This is a genomic window from Methanobrevibacter sp., from assembly GCA_022775905.1.
Lineage (GTDB): Archaea > Methanobacteriota > Methanobacteria > Methanobacteriales > Methanobacteriaceae > Methanocatella.
The window spans coordinates 1-17,425 of sequence record JALFJX010000033.1 but is presented as its reverse complement, the minus strand read 5'-3'; the positions used below and the strand labels follow the sequence as shown (position 1 = coordinate 17,425).

The window sequence follows — 17,425 nt, the reverse complement described above, 5'->3', positions numbered from 1 at the left end:
AATGGTAAGGCTGTTTTAGCTTCTGATATTCTTACAACTGATGATTATGGCCTCCAAAATCAAATTGATGCATATCAAAAACTTGTAGAGAAATTTGGTGATACCTCTGAAGAAGTAAATGCTTTAAATGAAGAATTTGGTGGTTTAAAAGATATTATAGATACTTTTGGACGAGATAGTCAAGTTGTTACTTGAGCAGAAGGTATGGGTATTGGTGTTAATCAGCTTTCAGAATCTATAGAAAAGTTTAAAAAAGCTGGCTTTGAAACTGAAGATGTTCTTAAAATTATTGCAAAAATGGCCGCGGGAGAATCAAGAGAATCTATTGAAGAATTTGCAAAAACTCTGAATGGTTATGACGCGGCAAAATTTAATTCTGCTTGAACAAATGTTATAGACGGCATTACAGGTGGTTTTCAAACAATTGGTCAAGAAGTTCAATCTTATAAAAATCAAATTGAAGGTATTTACGAAGCTCAACAAAAATACTTAAGCGGTGAACTTAAGGGTTCAGAGTGAACTGACTATATCGCAGAACATCAAGATATATTTAATCAAGAAGGTTTTTATGAAGCATTTATTAGCGGTGGTAATATAACAGATTTGATTAAAAATTCAAATAGTTACTTTGAAAAAACAAGATTAAATCTTATTAAACGTATTGAACAAGCAATTGAAGCTGCAAATAATGAAGCTGAAAAAGAGGTATTGCGCCAACAAAAAGCCGCGCTTGAAAAAGCAAACTCATTATATTCTCCAAGTCTTGAAATGCAATTAGAACGCGAACAAGCCGCAGTAAACAAATATAAAGAGTATTTGCAAGAACAAACCGATGATCTTAAAAATGCTTTAAATGATCGTAAAAATGCTTATCAAAAATATTTTGATGCAATTAATCAAGAATATGAGGATCAAGATTACGAGGAACAACAACAGTTGTTAATAGAAAATCTTGGAAAAATTGGCGCTGGGACAGATGCCACATCTATGGCAAAAATTGCATCTCTTGAGTCAACTCTTAAAGAGAATGAAAAAGAACGTCGTGAAACTCTTCGTCAGCGTGCACAAGATGCATTATTAAATAGTCTTGACGATCAAGTATCAAATATTGAAAAAAGATTACAAGAACAACTTAATAACGAAAAAGATTTACTTAATACAATTAAAAGTGAATCTTTTGGTAAAAATATTTTTAATAATATGTTAATGGCGATTACAGAGAGTGGAAAACTAACTGGTTCTAAATATAATTCAATTAATGATTTAACTACAACTGTGGTATCAGGAGGAGCAGATTTATCTAAACTTGATGATTATATTAAAATGGAAAATGGCATTATCTCGATTGGCAGCTTTGTTTTAAATGAAAAAGATAACCCGGAAGCATATAATACCTTGGTAACTCTCTTTTCTGCGGCAAGACAACAGAATGGTCAATCAGCCATTTAGACGAGGTGGTAAAAAATGAGTACATTAAAATCAACTACAACCGCAGAGTTTTTGCGAACAGGTGAACGTAAAAATTGGATTGATGCGCAAATTCGCGGCGATAAATTTACCACCTTCGTCTGAAGGGGTAAAAATTCTTGAGAAGACTATAACTGCTTTATTACTTCTGATAAAAGGGGTTTAACTTGGTCGAATTATGGTTCAATTAAGAACGAATATTCTTCAACAATGTTTGGAGTTAACAAGACTCTTCTTGGTACTACTGTTGAAAATAAAAGTATTACAATGAATCTTTGTTTATATGACGTTACGATGGCTCAATATGAAGAATTTTTAGTTTGGTTAAATCCTCAAATACTTGGAAGACTTTATATTGGTATAAAACCCGCTACAGACTATAAGAATAGTTGGTTTTATAAGGCTAAGATAGGTTCTATCGGAGATAGTACAGTTAATTATCTTGGACAAGATAGATATATCATTGAATTAAAGGTTGTTTTTGAAACACAAGATAATTATGTTTATCATGAAGAGCCAGTTGTTAGTAATATTGATGGCGAATGAGAACTTAAACCGTGTAACTTCAGATCTTTTTTTAATATAATTGTTAGAGATGCTCAACCAGATACTTATATAATTAAAACCTCTTTAAAAGAGGTAAAAACGATAAATACAACAACAACAACGACAGAAAAGACTATTACAACTACTACGAAAGTACCAGTTGAAGGATCTCCTACGGAAGAACCTGTTATTACAGAGTCCGAACCTACTCTTATTGGTGATCCTGTTACAACTACAGATACAATTACGACAAAAAAAGATGAAGAAATAGTAAATATTCGTTTAACCCAAGGAACAGCCTTTGAATATTCTTCTGCAGAAGGTCTTTTATATAAGACAGACACAGGGGAGCCTCTTTCATTATTAACTTCTAATGCTGGACAGCGTGTATTAGAGAGTATGCTTGTAGTTAAAAAATTTATTCCATCTATTTTAGAAGACGGCGCGGGAGTAAAAAATATAAAAAAGAAAAACGAAAGATTAAGCGACAGTCAACCAAATTCTAAGACAGAAAATGGTATTACAACTAGTATAATTACAAGAACAACAGAGATAGATGATATAGAAACTATTATAGAATACAGTTTTTTGATTACTATTAAAAATACTAAGAATGGAGCAGAACTACCCTTAGTTGATAGTAACAATAATAGTAAAATAACAGTTTATCGTCAAGATAAATGTCTTATTCCTATGGCACAAGGAGGTACCGATTAATGAATAATCCTTATGATATTATTATATCAAGCAATGAAAATGCGACCTCTTTTGTAGAGTTAAACGATCAATATAATGCATTATATAATCTTTTAATTAATAATCAACGTGAAATTTCATATCTTGATTTATACAAAATTACTGAATATGTTAACACTCCTGAAGATATGGTTCAGATTGGTTCAAAATTTGCACAACTTAATCCAAATACAGCTATTGGTATTGGTGTTCCAAGTGTTAAATTTAATGGCGAGGAGTTTTATCAAGGAGATCTTTTATTAAAACTGAGTAATGGCCAAATGCAAAAACTGGATGCTCCAAGTCACGGTATTTATTTTCCGAGATGGAAAGAAGAAGGTACGAGTAAAAAACTTATTTGAGTGTATTCTAAAGATGAGCCAACAAGACCTAGTGATGGGACTGATCCACAGCCAGTTGAAATGACGGACGGAAATAAGGCAGAGTTGTTGTTGTATAGAACTATTCCTGATGCAAATATTTCTAATGGTTATGGGCAAAAAATAAAACAAGAAAATCTTGAAGGTAATTTTTGAAGCACTTCATTTGAAGAAAAAGTTTGAATAGAAAAAATTAAGGAAATTAGTGATAATGGAGAAGAAATTACTAAAGAAATAAAACATTCTCTTGTTCCTATTATAAAATGTTTTAATGGAAGTAATGAGGAAATTTTAGCAGATATAATAGTAAGTTTGGGAGAAGTAACTCAATCAGCAGAAAGTAAAAAATATACTGTTTCAAATATTCCTTCTTGTGTAAATTATCTTATGATTCGTTAGAGGTGAAGTATAAGTAATGAAGTAACTACTGAAACATCTGACGCAATTAAAATTTTAAAAGCAAAAATAAATGCTTTTAATAAACAGTGGCAAGAATATAATCAAAATTGAACCAATATAAGTAAAATTACTGTATCAACTGGAGAATCATATAATCAATATGGTGTAACATTAACCTTTTCAGGAGAAACTATAACATATAATAATGAGACAATTGTTGAACGAAAAAGCGACAATAAACTTTATTATTATCTTTATAATCTTCCGAATCATTTTGGCATTCGCATTAATGAACAAAATGCAGTTTGTTATAGCAAAGAGGGTGAAAAGCAAGATAAGCGTTTTTCTGTTGGTGATTTAATTTATCATGATGGAAGTAATTTTATCATCACTAAAGATCCAACAACTTCTGGTTATTATTTTACTATTGATCCTGTTAGTAAACGTTGGATTGCAACTTATAAAACAGCATTTTTTAAAGAGGTCGGTAGTACTTTTGATTTTAATTTTATGCAACGTCTTGATTCACCTTATACTTATTTCCGACTTATTTCAAACGGTTATCGCGATCATGTAATTCGAAATGTCAATGAGAATATATCCAACTACTGCGGTGAAAATTACGGTATGGAAGCACCATTTCATTTATATACAATGAAAAAACTTGATAATAAAAATGAAAATAATGAAATGATAAGCAGCACCTATGAAGAAATTTATGATGATCAAACTTGGTATTTCCGTTCTGAGGTTATAAATGGTATATTAAAAAATAATCTTGTCATTTTGCATGAAAAACCTATTTCTGCGAAATCATTTTATCAATTAGTTCGTTAGAGGAGAAGAATTATGGCAAAATTTCAATTAGCCCTTTTAATATCAAATGGTGATAGTTATTTAGAAGATGTCTTCACCTCTTTCAACTATGACCTTGATACAAGTTTAAATGTTTTATCTAAATGAGAAGACATTTATGATCTTGACAAATATATGTCAAACTACAACAAAACTGTAAAAACTAATCGTAATTTTTCATATTCTTATGATGAAAATTTAACCCTTGGTGAAAACAGTCAAAATAAATTAACATTTAAAATGTTAAAATATATTGAACATGATGGGAGATATGATGTAAATCCATTCGCGGCGATAATTTCGGGTGGTAGCCAAATTAAGCTTACAGATAAAGATAATCAAGTCTACATTTTTACTGTCACATCCCCTAAATATGCTATTAAACGCAGCAATGTTGAAATAACCTATGAATGCGTAGATTCATTTTCTTATAAAAATACTCGTCAAAATAGTGGCTATACAATTTCTAATGATGAGACTTCTGAAGATTTTATTGGAAGTCAAACACTTGACGAATGAGCAACAAAAATTCGTAATGAGTGCAAAATTAAATATGAGTATATTCCTACTGATGAGTATATTTGGATAGATAAAAATACTGGAAAATGCAAACATTGGCTAAGACTTGCAGATAGAATAAAAGATGAAAACAATAAAGATATAGAAATTCCAGCTGTAGTTGACAAAATTTTGCGTGAACCTCTTGATCCTGACTACAATCCCGCACTTGTATTTTCAATTTCAGGTTCTAATGCTTTAAATGCAAATATTACTCTTGCAAATGATAATGGACTTGTGATTAAAGTAAACGATCAATATCAAATTTACTACTTCATTCCTCAAAAGAATCCCGAATTTAGCGGTTTATATTATTCTCCTCAAGTAGATGTTAAATCTCTTGATATATCTCAAGACGCGGCATCATTAACAACCTTATTAAATGTTACAGGCCCAACTTTTGACGACTCAGAAGTAACTCTTATTCCAACGATAACAGACTTCTTCTATGATCTTTTTAGCCGCGATGAATGGGGTGATATATCATTAGAAAATATACCGTCAACGGATGATTCAACAGAAGGAATTAAAGTAGGAGATATTGAAAAAAAGAATGACGTTGATTATTTGTCCTATGCCGACGGAATGTTTGAGAAATTAATTACTGAAAGAACATTATCATTTTATGATATATCCAGAATAATATCGAAAAAAGAAATGGTAGATGGAAAGGAAGTAATCAAATATATTGATATTCCACTTGGTAAAACCAATTCTAATGGAACTTTTTCTTATGAAACAATTCCTAATTTTTACAGTAATTTCGAAATTGCATCTTCTTCTTATTTTGAAGTTAATAAGGTTAATTATTATTTTTCAAATTCTGATTTTAAATATCATCTTGTACATAAAAAAACAGATAAAAACGGAAATGAAATAGATGATTACGAATTAAGTGAAAATCGTGTTATTGACGGAGTTAAAACTATGGAAAATAGAAATGACAAAGTTTATTTGCGTGTCCGTCCAATAAATGAATCATTATTTATATCAACTGATTTTACTTCTGTTCCTTTCTTACAAATTACTTTCTATCGTCACAATACACGAGAAGACTTTGAATTTGCAAAGGCAGCAGATAGAATTCCTTGGCTTGAAAATAAATTAATTAACTTTGAATATTTCCTTCGTAAAGGTATTTTAACTGAAAAACAATATCAAGACCTTCTTAAACTTATAAAGGAAAATCTTCGTATTGCAAATGGCTACTTGTTATTCTATCGTAAGCAATACTATGAATCATTGCGGCAAAAAACCATATATCTTGCAAATTTAGACGCTATGGTTGATAACTATTTTGCTAATTTTGAAGATGGTATTATTTCTCATTATCAAAATGGCGAAGCTATAAGTAATTTTATTGGTATAGATAAGGCATCATCATTAACCGAAGCCGCGTTAAAAGAAATTTATTATCAGGCAAATCCAGGTTCTACGGTTCCAATGATTTCTGCAGACATAACGATCGGTTCTACAATGACAAGCTACTTCAATGCACAGCAAAACTTCTTGAAGAATATATATCTCTTTAGGAAATTTTGGAATACTAAATGCAATATTGAAGCTGCAAAAGCAATGAATAAGACAAATGGTGAGTGGTATGTTTTTGTTAAGTTTGATAAAGATGGAAATCCCACCGAAAATGATAATTTAGCTTTTGCATCTATGCAAGCAGAACTTACAAATTATTGGGATCAAGCTTATCATTCAAGTCGCTTCTGTGATTACTTCCTTCCCGAATATTGAAATAATCCTTTTGGTAAAGATGGAGCAAATAATAGATATTTATTTGATACTAAAACCGCAGTACTTGACAACACCTACATTCCACTTGTTAAGATTTATTCAGAGCCTTCAATAGACCCAGAGACTTCGAAAGAAATAGAAAAAGATCAATTCCCAGTTTATAGTTTTAAATACGATGAAACGCAAACAACGACCGATGCGCTTTTAGTTAAACCAATTAAACCTATTTTTAAAGATCTTTTTTCTGATGATTCTAAAATTTTTAAAGACAAAAATCAACAAAAACATATTGTAATTAATAAAAACCAAAAATTATATAAAAATTACTATATTGTTACAGAAGGCGGTAAAAAATGGAATGATTTGGTAAGCTTTTGGCTCAACGATCCAGAAGCCAAGACATGATTTACAACACCAGTAGGGGCCGGGAATGAATATGATAGTCGTTTTACAGAGACTAATGAGTGGACTCCTACTAAATATGTTTTTGGCGGCATTTATCCGATTATGCTTTATAAGCTTCTGCATGAAGTAAGATTAGACACGGTTGTAGAATATGAAAAAGCTCAACAGAAGCATGATGCAGTTTGGAACCGCATTTATAATACTTACGGCAATGCGATTCTTGAAAATAGTTATAGCAATTCTACAGCAGTTAATGCGGAAGAACTTTATATCGCAGCGAGCAATTACTTCAAAGATAAAGCAGCTCCTGAAAAGCAATATAATATTTCTGTTATTGATATATATAGTTTAAAAGGTTATAATAATCAAAAAATTCAAGTTACTGATCAAATTCGTCTTGCAGGTCAAGATTTTTACGATGAGATGGATGAGTTAAAAGACTTAATCAATCAACCTCTATTTGTTTCAGAGATTTCATATTCTTTGCGTTCAGATGGAGATATAAAACTAACTGTAAATACAATTAAATATCAAGATAAGCTAATTAGAAAATTAGTAAGTCTTATTAAATAGAGGTGAATAATGGCAGCATTTTATAAATATATAAAAGGATATATGAGCGACGGTACAACAGCTCAATATATTTTCTTTAATCAAGGCGGAGAAAAAGATAATCGACCTTATTTTTCAAGCTCAAGTAATGCCACTGATATAGATTATTTTGTTTCAGAGAAGGGCGATAATACTTTTGAAGGCAATAATACATTTGGAGTAAGTGGTAACCCCGGTAATAAAACAACTTCCTTTTTAACTATTGTTAATTTTGGAGGCGAGACTAATTTTAATATTACTCCAAATTTTAAAGAGGGTATCAAGGTTTCCACAATTAAGAATTTTAATGGTGATAATTTACTTATTTTTTCTAAAATCAAATCAGATGCTCTTGACCTTGATATAGCAACCTTTAAATGTGCACTTATTTCTGATGTCTCTGTCACCGCACCATTCTTTAATGCATCTTCCGATCGTCGTCTAAAAACCAATATTAATGCGATTGAAAACTCCGTATTACCACTTATTGTCTCTACTCCAGTTTACACCTTCAATTACAAGAAACATCCAACTGTTCCAGTCATTGGTATTATGGCTCAAGATGTTCTTAATAAAAACATCAATGACTTCAATCTTGTGAAAGAAAGCAGTGGTGGCTATTATGAAATTAAAGAATCAAAAATGATATATATCCTATGGAAAGCTGTACAAGAGCAACAAAAACAAATTGAGGCTCTTCAAGCACGACTTGAAGGAGAGGTAAATGGCGAAGCTAACGACTAAAAAATTGCGTTTATTATTTTGCGACGTGGTAGAACAATTTATCCCGCTATTTAATCAGAAGGAACTTGAGAAGGGCATTGAAACCGAAAGGCTAGCCGATGTCCTTCTTCAAGGCAATTTTACCGCGTTTGAAAAAACTAATGCATTCTATATTGTTTATCGAAACTTTTTCTTTAATCCCTTGATTGTAACGCCGCAACAGTTTGATCAATTCATGAGCTTGGCAAATAATAAACAATGCGGCAAAAAACTCTACGATGCGTATAATTTAACCGCGTGCGATGAAATCAAACAAAGTGAAAATCTAACAAATTGTTTTCATTGTAAAAAATGCTATAATTCTTTGAACCTCCTGTACTGTTATAGTAGACAAGATCTAGACAATCCTAATGAGTATTATGCATTTAATGAACAAGTATCTCATTTTCGTTTTGAAGAATTAAAAAAAATGCCGCACAGCGAATTAGTGCGGCAACCAGAATATAAATCTTATTGTGATTTTAATATGATTGAATTTGAAAAAAGACAGGCGTAACAACCTGTCTTTTCCTTTTTAAAAAGCTTTTGTACTTTTATGTTGTCGAGTAGCATATTTTCCAATTAAAATCGCTTCTGCGACATCTTCACTTACATTTATTCTAAACATTTTTTGTACTGTTTCGATTGCAAGTCTTTTTTCTTCTGCGCGGTTTTTGCCGCTATATCCAATTCCAGAGCGTCAAACCTTTGGTAGCACAACTTCATAATCAATGCCGGCCTTTCTCGCGCAAGTCTCACAAATACCGAGCAACATTGCTAAAATTTTAAAGGTCATAATATTCTGTTGATACTGGATATCTTCAAATACCATAAAATCGGGTTCTCATCGAGCAATAACAGTATCCTCAATGAAGCTCCTGATCTTACACAAGCGAGTAGTAACATCGCCCGAAAAAGTAATTAAATCGCAATATACAAGTTGGCCGCCATCATAAATGCTTATGCCCATTTTTTCGGTTGCCTGGTCAAATGCAACAATTCTAAATCCTTCCTTTGCGGGAACATTTAGCGGCTTATGAAAATCTGTCGCTCCATCACAAATAGGACACACAAAACTCGCCTTCCTAAATGTCTCAAGGTTGGTATCGATTGTATGTCCTTTTAGGCACTGTATGGTTATTGGTGACTGCATATTTTTATAATCTGCGTCATTAATTAAAACAAAACCTTTAGCGTTTATTTCTTTAATAAGGTTTTCATGCGAGATCTTAGCCATTAGATACTTCTAAAATGGCATCGACTACGGCAAGTTTTGGGATAATGGTTTCATCAAGTTCCATCTTCGCCATTCTTTCTTCTAACTCCTGTTTCATTTCCAGAAGCTCTGATTTGGTTTTAGTTGAACAAAAGAGTGCAAACTCTTCAATGCTTTCAGACGTTACCATAATATAATTCTCCTATTTTTTCTTAATATTATTATATCACAAATTTGTTAAGAAATCAAATCTGGATAATCATGTTCGACCTTATTCCAGATATTACGTAACATTTTTACATCTGTGAGGGCATCATGCGCGCCGTCCTTATTAAATCCAAGTACTTCTGCAACTGCACCAAGATTCCATTTGCGGCCCAAAATAGTCTTCAGGTTATAATAATTGCGATCTTTCGCTAATTTTACGCAATTATAATATCCATCCATATGTTTAATATCGCTTACTCCAGGAATACCAAATTTAGCACAACGAATTTCAAGCATTGGCAAATCAAATGCTTTACTATTATAACCAATGAGCATATCGCAATTGTGATTTCTTATCCATCTCACAAAGTCTCGAAGTACAACTGCCTCTCCTCTTTTATCTTTTATCATTTCTCGTGTGATGCCATGAACTTTTGTGGCTTGCGGGCTAATAGCCACAGTAGTGCGGCATAATTCATTAAAAGAATCAATTATTTCGCCATCTTTTTCACAAATCGCCGCAATTTGAACTGGAGCATCGAAGTTCCAATAACATCCAGTCGTTTCAAAATCAAAAAATATTTTAACCATTAAAAGTTACTCTCCTTAATATTATCTCAATCTATTTTTGCTATACTTAATAATTTATTTTTCCAACGATGCATTGCATAAGGGAATAGATTTTGATGATAGTGAAGTATGCTTAATATTTCAAAAAGCGCGGGATCATCCCATTTACTACTATCACTATAAACTTCCTCTAAGCTGCAATTAAACCGCTTCATTGTTTTTGCGGCAACGCACTCTAATAAACTGATTTGCGGCCTTTTTGCCGACCACCACTGTATTGTTTCAAATGCAACAAAATAAGGTGTATCAGTGCGGCAAAATTCAGTTAACTCAAAAGGAACACCAACTTGTTTTCCCATATCTATAATCTTTAAATCGCGGTCAAAATCTTGATATGCGTTCCATTTTCCCGCCTCTCCTTTATGTTCCTTCTGGATAATTTGAAACTGGATGGGGCGAATTTTTACTGTTGGTCGTGCACTTTTCAATTCTTTCAAAAAATCTACTATCGCGGCCGCATCTTCCAGTGTACTACCAATATCATTCTCAAAGGTAATTACGCTATCTTTAAGCAATTTTAGCTGCAAAAAATTTTCCCTGATTTCTTTATTAGACATTAACTTTTTTAGTGAAATTGGCTCTAAAAATGAAACTTTTCAGGCATCTTTGAGGCTTTTTAAGACCGCTATTATGTTTTTTTCTGAGGCTTTTCAGAAAGCACGATCAACAATTAGTGTTTGATACAATTCTTTTGTATCCGCGGCATTATGATAGTCTTGAATGACATTTAGCCGCGCACCTTTTTCAGTAAAAAATTGAGCAAAATGAATCTTTGGAAGTATATTATCAGGATACAATAAATAATCCGGTCTGCACGCTAAAACAACCGGCGGCATTTTCCAACATCCAAGATATTTAAACCCTTTACCCAACAATCTTGTCCTCCTGTCGAAGTAATCAGCAGGAGGATTTCTTAAGTCAGTAGATTGTTTTGCTAAATAGATTATATCATATGGACGCTTCGTGTCAACTTCATGCTGCACAAAAGTTACTACATCACCTTTTTGATGATGATAGGATGATACTTTCATGCAGTCAACATTAACAGTTTTAGAATTGCCATAATAGTAATCTAAATCTCAAATTGTTATTTGCATTTTTTACTCCGCCTTTTCGATCAATCTATCAAAATGACCGTCAGGTGTTAATTGTATTTTTAATATTGATTTATAACCAGTAGACTTATAAACCTTTGGTAAGAAAGTTGCGCCGCGCAAAATGCCATGTACAAGCAAATGTGTGCCTTTTTCAAAGAAACTATCTTCTAAGACAGTTTTTCCACCATCATCATCAACTTCACTTATTGTATGATTATATATTGCAAACAAATCTTTATAGATTTTAATTTCCGCAATACCATCCGGCGTTTGTAATGTTACAAGTCCTTTTGGTTTATCTTTATCAATAACTGTTCCCGCGATTGCATATATTCTCATCTTTGGAATTGTTTTGCCTTTAATGAAGAAAGATCCATCTTGAGCATTTTCTTCAATTTCCTTAAGCGGCGTTACTTCAACAGGAAGTTCATAAATGGCTTTATCAAGTGGATGGCCGCTCTTGTAGAAGTTAATACTATCAAGTTCCCAAGATAATTCATCACCTTCTGCATACTTATTCCATTCATCCATAAACAATTTATGATTAAGTTTTTCAAGCAATTCTTGTTGATTTTGTTTAATGTAATTGCGGATTTTATTCATTTCAGGTTCGTAATAAATAGCATCCCAACGATTTGAATCTATAACCTTCACTTCTTCTCCTGCAATAACCATATCACGAAGTTCACCATGTTGCAATATCATACTTAACCATATGGGTTTTTGTTCTTCTGAAACTTGAACATGACTTGGGATATAATACCATTTGTTTGGATCACGATTTTTACGAAGTTCTTTTGTTAATTTATAAAGTTCTTTTTGTTGTTTAAACTCATCTGGTATAAGATCACAATCAATCAACATATTTGCATTTTGCATTGTTAAGCGTTGTTTTTGATCAGCAGTTGTTGATATAAATTGTTTTAACACTTCTGTCGTAGTTTTTCCTTCGAGTTTATTAAATGCGCCGCTTTTGATTAAGTTAACAATTTTGTCTTTTGTGACGATTCGTTTAGTTACCTTTTTGCAGAAGTCATCAAGAGATTTAAATGGACGATTTAACATAATTTCTTGGATAACTGGAGCAGTTATTCTTGTAATACCCTTTAAACCATACAATATACTATTATTCTTAACATCAGGAGTAAAACCAAGTCTACTTTCATTAATGTCTGGAAGCTCAATATCTATTTGATCACGGAACTTATCTATTGCGGACGCAACCTTACCATAGTCCATCTTATTAGAATCGCGGACATCATCTTCATCAGCAACGTCAAGAATACCCTCATCCAAAAGATTATAAAAATCTTCTTCAGTTGTTGCGGACGCATCAACGGATAAACAAGCCGTATTCCAATAAATAATAGGATACTTGTATGCAAGGTTCATCTCTTGAACCGCCATAATACTATAACCTGTTGTATGGATCGACGAGAATGAATAACCAAGCTGTCTACTTATTTGCACAAACCAAATATAACTCAACAAGTTTTGAGAAGTTCCAAGCGCCGTTCCCTTATCAAAGAACAATTGTTTAACCGCTTCAATTTCTCTAAATTGTTTCTTTGCAATTGTTTTACGAAGTTTATTTGCCTCTTTCATATCAAATCCACTAATTTGCGGATCCATTACCAACATCATAACTGATTCCTGTGAATCAGCAACGCCGGACAATTTAAGCAAATGCTTTTCAAGAATTGCAATTTCGGCAGAAGTTAGATTATAACGATGAAGTTCATCATACCAGAGATTAATATTATTTTTATATCTTGTATAAACATCAAGCGGCAATTCACCATCTCCCATAAGTCTCATAACCGAGTTTGCGATTGCAAGTTGAGTTAAAGAAGTCGGTTGAATTTTCTTGATAGCTTGTGAACCAGTGATTGTATCAAATTGGAAAAGTGAAGTTATTTTTCCTTGCGCGACCATATCCCACATCTCTGGACTTGTGTAATCAAGTTTATCAGGAGACAAATATTTATTATAAGTTGAGCGCAAATCACCTTGCCAAGTTATAATTTTATCTTCGAGAAGATAATTAAATGTTTGACGAATTCTATCGAGTGCTGAGACCGTCAAGAAGTCATATTTAATTCGCTAAAACTTATATTTCTATAAGAGCTGACTATATATTCGCTTTAATAAGCGTCTACTCTTTCCAATTACTTCGCCTTCGTTTCCTAAAAGCGATCCGTGTACCAATAACGGATGTACTCCCTGCCTGCGGTCGGGGATAGTCGATACACACTAAACGTTTTTTCAAGTTTTTCTATCAATAATGTTTCTTATTGACGTACTTGATAATTGTGGGTAGAGTTTGTATATTTCAGGTTTACTAATTGTTAAAGCTAACTCTCTAATTTTTTTCACATCTTCCTCTGTCACCTTGGCTCGTCCATTATTTGAGCCGCTGTGATCTGGTTTATGTTTCTTTCGATTTTCTTCTGTGTAAACATCCATATGAGTATTTGTGTATCCTTTTCCATTATAGAGATTATAAAAACTTTCAATAGTAATCTTTTTACCACTTCTTTCTCAAGCATCTTTGTAATAGATACCATTTTTATAATCTTCTCTAATTTGATAAACCTCTTGATCGGTATATCGTGAATTAGCACTTTTTTCACCAGGATGACTTAAATTATTAGCTTTTTTAACTTCAGTCTTTAAATGTCCCCATTCAAGACCATTATAGATATTTTTAAACTGTGTATATGAAATTTTTTCTTTAAAAGGACAAATATTATATAATAGTTCTTGTTGTTTGTCTCGATTATCTAATATTCATTGAGCCTCATCTTCAGTTAAAATAGCATTGGGATTTTGTTCTCCCATACTGTTATTTAAACCGCCTTTTTGAATATTATAACCATTTGGAACTAAACTATTATAATAAATAATAAATTCTTGTTCTTTTTGATTTATTTCATTCTGATTATCGGATTCTCAAATAATCTCTGATGAAAAATTTTTAACACCATATGCTTTTATAGCTTGATCAATAACTGTGCCCTGACCGCTACGATGTTCATTCATTCTTCGTTGGAAATTGTTTGTTTGTCCAACATATTTTTTGTTGTTAACTAAATTAGTAATTAAATAAATATACATATTCTACCTCACTACGTTCTGGCTCGGACCTGGCTTCATCTTTCATGGTCAGTCTCGTCCGATGCACACATCTTTTTATAATATAATTATAAATCATTCTTGATGAAAAGTCAAGTTTATAAAAATATGTGTACACTAATGGTCTTTAGTTAAGTAGATTTTGGGTCAATTATTTTATAACTTTCAACCCCATTTTTTCACTATCGTGTAGATCAAATGCTGATACAATCTGACCTTTACTGGTCTTCATATAACTATTATACTCTGTAAACGGGCAGTTGACCGCGACAACACCTGACGCATGTACGCCCAATCTTGTTACCAATCCTTCAATTGTTCTTGCTAATTCCCAAAGTTGTGGATAATTATCTATTTCTTCTTTAAATGCCTTAATAGCAGTATGTTCGTCATCACCATAATAACATTGATCAAGTGTCCAGTCAAAGCCGCGCTCATTGGGAATCATACTTGTTAAGTATGTTATAACATCATCATCGATATTAAGACCTCTAGCCGCCGTTTTCAGCGCACTTTTAGTTCCTTCTGTACCAAAAGTACATATATTAACAAGGTTTCCACCAAGTTTTTTAAAATAATCTTGTACACGTTTAAAAACACGTACGCGCTTTGAACTTTCGGTATCAATATCAATATCGGGCAAGTCTGGTCTAGAAGGATGCAGGAATCTCCAAACTGGCAAAACCAATTCTTGTTTGAGCGGGTCCATTTGGGTTATACCCAACAAATAGTTTGATAACGCCGCGCCAGCAGAACCACGTGATGGTCCGACAAAACTATCCGCTTCATTCCAAATAATATCAATCATTTTGTGCATACTAATAAAATAGTCTGACAATGATTTACCAATTGTTTTACTAATTTCGTGAATTGTCCACAACTCTTCTTCCAATCTATCAATATATTTATCAAAATCCCATTCAGGTTCATATTTTTCACAAAAACCTTTTGCGAGAAGTTGTATAAAATAATGATCGGCCTCATCAGAAGTCGTTAAATAATAATGTAAGTATGGATGCGTTTCAAAATCAACATCATCAAAAATTGAAGTTTCATCGTCTACTGGTTCATATTCAACCTTGGTAACGACTTGATCTTGTTTTAATGTATAATATTGACACATATCTTTAATTTTATTAGTGTTTGCCGCCATAATATTAAACTTATCAATGTCAATATAATCTTTCATATATGAATAAACTTCTTCTGCGCTCATCATATATGCCGCGCTATAAAATTCATCCACTTCGCGATCTTTACTTGCCTTACTATTTAAAAATGCTTTATGAACACCACGATCTTCTTTCTTTAAATAATGGCTATCTGTCGCAAAAGTAAAATTGAAGTTGCCCCAAAAATGTTCGATCATGAACTTGTTATATTCAATTTGATCTTCATTAAATGATGGTTGCAACTCAATAAAAAAGTTATTCATACCAAATAACTCTCTTGTCCAATTCAAGAAATTCGTTATGCGTTCAAGATAATATGACTCTTGTGAAGGATCATCGTCCCGCATATTCATAAACATTTTGCCGGTGAAACCACCAATACATGCAGTTGTTGCCACAAGATGGCCGCCCTTAACAATATCTACCAAATCACTTAAGTAGGTTGGAGTTCTTAAAATCGCTCTAAACCACGCTCTTTCCCAAGCTCTACTACTTAATTGTCTTAATTGTTTATGACCTTCTTTATCTTTTGCCAGGAGGATAAAGTGATAGAATGGTTCACCCGGCGCCGCCGTTGCTTCATCAAGACCATCACGAGTTAAATAGATTTCGTTTCCAAGAACAAGTTTAAAATCAACAACTTTAATTTTTTCCTCAATTGACAAATTATCGTTTGGTTCGATTCCTTGCGCCGCGCATATTTCTTTATACTTCTGTTCAATAAAATTTTCGTAAAACTCGATTGCTTTAAGATGCGCAGACAAACTATCGTGGTCAGTTATTGCCACGCCTTTTAATCCAAGTTCATATGCGTATTTTATCAAACTTTCGCTTCTGTTAATACTATCGATAAGTTTTAAATTCGAATATTCTGTGTGATTATGGAGACTACTATAAGTTCCTATATTCATATATATTCTTACCACCTTTTTGTTTTTATATAAATATTATATAATAGTTTTAGTAAAAAGTCAAATTTATATGAGAAAAAGAAGGGCCAAGCGGCCCTTCTAACTAATAATTTTCCTTTTGACGCTTGATATTAACTTTACTTTTTCTCTTATAGTAATAAATAAAGTCGTCCCAATCAATATTTTCATCTCTTAGGGCAATTTCAGTGATGATAAGCAAGAGTGCAAAACTATCAAGAGATGTAAGATGTTCATCTCCTTGAAGTTCACTTGCAGTACCCACAAAAACGATAAGATCTCGAACAAGTTGATCTAAATTATCTTTATAATCGTCAAGGAATTGATGTCTGAAGTCAACATAGCGGCTTGCAAAGTTAATCATGAGGTTCAGGCGCGTTTCTGGCTCAATACTTAAGAAAGCACTTAAAATGAAAGCAAAGCAATCTGCAACTTCATCGAGGACACGATCTTTTTCAATAACATGACTATGTTTCCACCATTTCCAAGTACCGATTGCATTAAGAGCCTCATAAAGCTCGCAGTTATAAGCAAGGATATATTCTCTCCAAGAAGGTTGATGTTCGAGTTTTTTACCAATTTCGCTATTTACTTC

The 17,425-nt window shown here is 32.6% G+C and carries 23 protein-coding genes; 13 read left to right on the top strand and 10 right to left on the bottom strand.

Annotation, left to right across the window (positions count from 1 at the left end; genetic code table 11):
* The 4 genes from MR875_09080 to MR875_09065 form a co-directional block, all read left to right on the top strand.
* Nucleotides 1-195 (top strand): hypothetical protein (locus MR875_09080; GenBank protein MCI6994989.1); only part of this gene is annotated, 195 nt, incomplete at its 5' end.
* A gap of 9 nt (nucleotides 196-204) precedes the next feature.
* Entirely contained in the window at nucleotides 205-384 is a 180-nt protein-coding gene (locus tag MR875_09075; GenBank protein ID MCI6994988.1) for a hypothetical protein, read from the top strand.
* Between the two features lie 219 nt (nucleotides 385-603).
* On the top strand, nucleotides 604-1,449 hold the full coding sequence (locus MR875_09070) for a hypothetical protein (GenBank protein ID MCI6994987.1): 846 nt from the start codon (nucleotides 604-606) through the stop codon (nucleotides 1,447-1,449).
* Between the two features lie 228 nt (nucleotides 1,450-1,677).
* A complete protein-coding gene (locus MR875_09065; GenBank protein ID MCI6994986.1) occupies nucleotides 1,678-2,013 on the top strand; it encodes a hypothetical protein in 336 nt (111 codons plus the stop codon).
* A gap of 65 nt (nucleotides 2,014-2,078) precedes the next feature.
* Here MR875_09065 and MR875_09060 read toward each other — a convergent pair whose 3' ends face one another.
* Nucleotides 2,079-2,357: a hypothetical protein gene (locus MR875_09060; GenBank protein ID MCI6994985.1), complete on the bottom strand. Its 279-nt coding sequence runs from the start codon at nucleotides 2,355-2,357 to the stop codon at nucleotides 2,079-2,081.
* 55 nt (nucleotides 2,358-2,412) lie between these two features.
* Between MR875_09060 and MR875_09055 the strand changes: the two genes are divergently transcribed.
* From MR875_09055 to MR875_09015, 9 genes are all read left to right on the top strand, one after another.
* The gene (locus tag MR875_09055; GenBank protein ID MCI6994984.1) at nucleotides 2,413-2,730 is read left to right on the top strand and encodes a hypothetical protein; all 318 of its coding nucleotides are present in this window, start codon (nucleotides 2,413-2,415) and stop codon (nucleotides 2,728-2,730) included.
* Complete coding sequence (locus MR875_09050) at nucleotides 2,730-3,110, top strand: hypothetical protein (GenBank protein MCI6994983.1); 381 nt, start codon at nucleotides 2,730-2,732, stop codon at nucleotides 3,108-3,110. Before MR875_09055 ends, MR875_09050 begins: the two co-directional genes overlap by 1 nt.
* Nucleotides 3,111-3,284: a hypothetical protein gene (locus tag MR875_09045; GenBank protein ID MCI6994982.1), complete on the top strand. Its 174-nt coding sequence runs from the start codon at nucleotides 3,111-3,113 to the stop codon at nucleotides 3,282-3,284.
* A gap of 753 nt (nucleotides 3,285-4,037) precedes the next feature.
* Nucleotides 4,038-4,364 carry a hypothetical protein gene (locus MR875_09040; GenBank protein ID MCI6994981.1) on the top strand — a complete coding sequence of 109 codons (327 nt, stop codon included), beginning with the start codon at nucleotides 4,038-4,040 and terminating at the stop codon, nucleotides 4,362-4,364.
* Between the two features lie 153 nt (nucleotides 4,365-4,517).
* Nucleotides 4,518-4,901, top strand: coding sequence for a hypothetical protein (locus MR875_09035; GenBank protein ID MCI6994980.1), 384 nt, complete (start codon nucleotides 4,518-4,520; stop codon nucleotides 4,899-4,901).
* 171 nt (nucleotides 4,902-5,072) lie between these two features.
* Nucleotides 5,073-6,686: a hypothetical protein gene (locus MR875_09030; GenBank protein MCI6994979.1), complete on the top strand. Its 1,614-nt coding sequence runs from the start codon at nucleotides 5,073-5,075 to the stop codon at nucleotides 6,684-6,686.
* A gap of 507 nt (nucleotides 6,687-7,193) precedes the next feature.
* Complete coding sequence (locus tag MR875_09025; protein MCI6994978.1) at nucleotides 7,194-7,664, top strand: hypothetical protein; 471 nt, start codon at nucleotides 7,194-7,196, stop codon at nucleotides 7,662-7,664.
* 9 nt (nucleotides 7,665-7,673) lie between these two features.
* Nucleotides 7,674-8,426 (top strand): tail fiber domain-containing protein, encoded by a 753-nt coding sequence (locus MR875_09020; protein ID MCI6994977.1) that lies wholly within the window; start codon nucleotides 7,674-7,676, stop codon nucleotides 8,424-8,426.
* Nucleotides 8,407-8,961: a hypothetical protein gene (locus MR875_09015; GenBank protein MCI6994976.1), complete on the top strand. Its 555-nt coding sequence runs from the start codon at nucleotides 8,407-8,409 to the stop codon at nucleotides 8,959-8,961. Before MR875_09020 ends, MR875_09015 begins: the two co-directional genes overlap by 20 nt.
* 327 nt (nucleotides 8,962-9,288) lie before the next feature.
* Here MR875_09015 and MR875_09010 read toward each other — a convergent pair whose 3' ends face one another.
* The 9 genes from MR875_09010 to MR875_08970 all read right to left on the bottom strand — a co-directional run.
* Nucleotides 9,289-9,516, bottom strand: coding sequence for a hypothetical protein (locus MR875_09010; protein MCI6994975.1), 228 nt, complete (start codon nucleotides 9,514-9,516; stop codon nucleotides 9,289-9,291).
* 157 nt (nucleotides 9,517-9,673) lie between these two features.
* Nucleotides 9,674-9,850: a hypothetical protein gene (locus tag MR875_09005; protein ID MCI6994974.1), complete on the bottom strand. Its 177-nt coding sequence runs from the start codon at nucleotides 9,848-9,850 to the stop codon at nucleotides 9,674-9,676.
* 47 nt (nucleotides 9,851-9,897) lie between these two features.
* A complete protein-coding gene (locus MR875_09000; protein ID MCI6994973.1) occupies nucleotides 9,898-10,458 on the bottom strand; it encodes a 3'-5' exonuclease in 561 nt (186 codons plus the stop codon).
* Nucleotides 10,459-10,484: 26 nt separating this feature from the next.
* Nucleotides 10,485-11,054 carry a hypothetical protein gene (locus MR875_08995; GenBank protein MCI6994972.1) on the bottom strand — a complete coding sequence of 190 codons (570 nt, stop codon included), beginning with the start codon at nucleotides 11,052-11,054 and terminating at the stop codon, nucleotides 10,485-10,487.
* Nucleotides 11,055-11,147: 93 nt separating this feature from the next.
* Nucleotides 11,148-11,528, bottom strand: coding sequence for a hypothetical protein (locus tag MR875_08990; protein ID MCI6994971.1), 381 nt, complete (start codon nucleotides 11,526-11,528; stop codon nucleotides 11,148-11,150).
* A gap of 69 nt (nucleotides 11,529-11,597) precedes the next feature.
* Complete coding sequence (locus MR875_08985; GenBank protein ID MCI6994970.1) at nucleotides 11,598-13,679, bottom strand: hypothetical protein; 2,082 nt, start codon at nucleotides 13,677-13,679, stop codon at nucleotides 11,598-11,600.
* Nucleotides 13,680-13,981: 302 nt separating this feature from the next.
* Nucleotides 13,982-14,218 (bottom strand): hypothetical protein, encoded by a 237-nt coding sequence (locus MR875_08980; protein MCI6994969.1) that lies wholly within the window; start codon nucleotides 14,216-14,218, stop codon nucleotides 13,982-13,984.
* 662 nt (nucleotides 14,219-14,880) lie between these two features.
* Entirely contained in the window at nucleotides 14,881-16,812 is a 1,932-nt protein-coding gene (locus MR875_08975; GenBank protein MCI6994968.1) for a PHP domain-containing protein, read from the bottom strand.
* Between the two features lie 103 nt (nucleotides 16,813-16,915).
* A partial coding sequence (locus MR875_08970) for a dUTP diphosphatase (protein MCI6994967.1) occupies nucleotides 16,916-17,425 on the bottom strand: 510 nt, incomplete at its 5' end.